Annotated in this window: 2 protein-coding genes; both read left to right on the forward strand. The window is 36.8% G+C overall.

What is annotated here, in order from left to right; translation table 11 throughout:
• Positions 1 to 2685: DEAD/DEAH box helicase (locus tag H6G57_RS28570; RefSeq protein WP_190525223.1), on the forward strand; the 2685-nt coding region annotated here is incomplete at its 5' end.
• A 36-nt stretch (positions 2686 to 2721) separates the two neighbouring features.
• A partial coding sequence (locus tag H6G57_RS28575) for an SWIM zinc finger family protein (RefSeq protein WP_190525225.1) occupies positions 2722 to 3524 on the forward strand: 803 nt, incomplete at its 3' end.

Genomic DNA, 3524 nt, shown 5'->3' on the forward strand with positions numbered 1-3524 from the left:
TTTAAACAAATCCTTTACAAAGATCAATATATTCCCGCGCTTAAATATCGTGAGCTTGCTTCCCCTAAAACCAAAGGTAAAGGTAAACGTTCCACCCAAACTCCTGTATTTGAAATTTATTCCGGTTGGGAAATCATATCAGAACAATATCAATCCTTAATCACTCAATCGCTCAACTCAATGCCTTTAGCCTGTGTATCAGCTTCTCTCGCTCCTCAAAATCCAATTAAATTTTATCACAAAGAAACATTACTGCGCCACTTTTCTGAATCTTTACTGCATGAAATTGTTGCTCAAACTCCCTTACCCGCTAAATTTAATCAACAAATTGCTGATACCCTGGTGGAGCATTGTATTCATCTAAATCCCCAGCAACCTAGAACCAGTCCAGCAGATTTAGAAGAATATCAACAATGGTTAGCTTGGAAAGAAAAACTCACCCACAGCCAAACCGCCGCCGCCTTTGACCTGTGCTTTCAACTCCAAGAAGCCACTCACGAACAAGACAATTGGCTCATTCATTTTTCGGTTTCCTCAAAACAAGATCCCTCCTTTAAATTATTATTAAAAGATTATTGGCAACAACCTCAAAAAAAGAAAAAAGAACTGTATAATTATGTAGGAAAAGATTTTGAGAAATACCTGTTACTCAATTTAGGATATGCAGCGAGAATGTATCCTAAACTTTGGCAAGGATTAGAAACTGCTCAACCCATTGGATTACAATTAAATCTGATTGAAGCCTTTGAATTCCTCAAAGAAAGTGCTTGGATACTAGAAGATGCAGGATATAAAGTCATCATTCCCGCTTGGTGGACACCCCAAGGTCGTCGTCGCGCTAAAGTTCGTTTAAAAACCTCTTCTCGTTCTTCAGGAAAAGCATCAGCTACTAAAGGATTTTTTAATTTAGATACCTTAATTCAATATCAATATTCCCTATCCATTGGTGGTGAAGTTGTTACACCCAAAGAATGGGAACAACTCGTTAATGCTAAAACACCTCTGATTCAATTTCGGGGTCAGTGGATGGAATTAGATCAACAAAAAATGCAGCAAATGCTTGAATTCTGGCAAAAACATACTGAAGAACAACCGGAAATCAAGCTATTAGATTTCGTCAAAATGTCGGCTTCCTTAGAAGATGAATTAGAAATCGAACATGACTCAGTGATATCTGATTTGATGGGGAAATTGCACGATAAAAGTCAACTGACAATGGTGGCTGATATTCCCCAATTGCAAGGAACATTAAGGGATTATCAAAAACGGGGAGTATCCTGGTTACAATACTTAGAAAACTTAGGGTTAAATGGTTGTTTAGCGGATGATATGGGTTTGGGAAAATCTGTTCAAGTTATTGCTCGATTAGTTCAAGAAAAAGAAACAACAGATTCTACTTTACCCACGTTATTAATTGCACCGACTTCAGTGATTGGGAATTGGCAAAAAGAGATTGAAAAGTTTGCACCCCATTTGCAAGCTATTATACATCATGGTAGCAGTCGAATTCAAGACCTAGAAGCGTTTAAATCGACTTGTCTGAACTGTGATGTTGTGATTACCTCTTTTACCTTAATTCGTCAAGATGAAAAACTATTCAATCATCTGGAATGGCGACGAATTGTTGTTGATGAAGCTCAAAATATTAAAAATCCCAAAACCGCTCAAACTCGTGCAATCTTAAAACTCTCTGCTCAATATCGATTAGCATTAACGGGAACTCCCGTTGAAAATCGTCTCCTAGATTTATGGTCAATTTTTAATTTTTTAAATCCCGGTTATTTGGGAAAAGAAGCTCAATTTCGGAAGTCCTTTGAAATTCCTATTCAAAAGGATAATGACCGGATGAAATCTATAACGTTAAAGAAATTGGTAGAACCGTTAATTTTGAGACGAGTTAAGACTGACCCGTTAATTATTAATGATTTACCCGATAAAGTTGAGCAAAAAGTGTATTGTAATTTAACGAAAGAACAAGCGTCTCTCTATGAAGCGTTAGTGAAGGATGTAGCTGAAAAAATTAATGAAGTTGAAGGAATTAAACGAAGAGGATTAATTTTATCAACCCTGATGAAGTTAAAACAAATTTGTAACCATCCGGCTCAATTTTTACAGGATGGAAGTGAATTTTCAGCAGAGCGATCGCAGAAATTACAACGATTAGCAGAGATGGCAAAAGAAGCCATTTCCGAAGGCGAAAGTTTATTAATTTTTAGTCAGTTTACAGAAGTTTGTGAGGGTTTAGAACGACACTTTAAACATCATTATCATTATAACACCTATTATATTCATGGGGGTACAAATCGCACAAAAAGAGAACAAATGATTACTGAATTTCAAAATCCTGAGACAGAACCTTCTGTCTTTATTCTCTCTTTGAAAGCGGGGGGTGTGGGAATTACGTTAACCAAAGCCAATCATGTATTTCACTTTGATCGCTGGTGGAATCCGGCGGTGGAAGATCAAGCAACAGATCGAGCTTTTCGGATTGGTCAAACGAAAAATGTATTTGTTCATAAATTTGTAGCTTTGGGAACTTTAGAAGAAAAGATTGACCTTATGATAGAAGATAAGAAAAAACTGTCTTCTCAGGTGGTTGGGAGTGATGAATCCTGGTTAACAGAATTGGATAATGAAGCGTTTAAACAGCTGATTCAATTGAATAAGGTTGCTTTATTAGAGTAGTTAATTTTGTCGTGTTTAAAAGGAGTATGATCTATTATGGCTCAATTTAGTCGGACTTGGTGGGGAAAACAATTTATTGAAGCATTAGAAGCCTTTAGTGACCCAGCACGTTTGGGTCGAGGACGTTCTTATGCAAGGAATGGTAAAATTCTCAAGTCGAGTATTGATCAGAATCGAATTACAGCAACGGTTAAAGGTTCAATTAATCCCTACTTTGGGGTTTATAAAGAACCTCGGTATAATACGACGATTGAAATTAAACCGATTAGTTCTAGTGATTGGTCGAAAGCGATTAAAGTTTTGTCTTCCAAAGCGAGTTTTGTATCTAAGTTATTAATGAATGAAGTTCCTGATAATATTGAGGATGTGTTTGCAGATTTAGGTTTACATTTACTTCCGCAAAGCGAAAAAGATTTTAAAACGACTTGTTCTTGTCCAGATTGGTCAAATCCTTGTAAACATATTGCGGGGGTTTATTATTTAGTCGCATCCCAATTAGATGATGATCCTTTTTTGCTGTTTGAATTGAGGGGTTTATCGAAAGATGTCCTCAAAGCCGAGTTATCTCAATCTCCGTTAGGGCAGATTTTATCTCAAGAATTGACAACCCAGGAAATTTCTGTACAACCCTCAACTTCTTTCTATACGACGGTTGAAACAGAAGGGGTGTCAGAGAAAATGAGTGCGCGAGAGTTTTGGTTAGGAACCCATCGACTTCCTCAAGTTGTTGAAGAACCCTCTTCTGTGAGTTTACCAGCAATTTTGATTAAGAAACAAGGAGATTTTCCGGCTTTTTGGAAAAAAGAGCATTCTTTTATTCAAGTTATGGAAGAGTTTTA

The organism is Planktothrix sp. FACHB-1365 (assembly GCF_014697575.1).
GTDB lineage: Bacteria > Cyanobacteriota > Cyanobacteriia > Cyanobacteriales > Microcoleaceae > Planktothrix.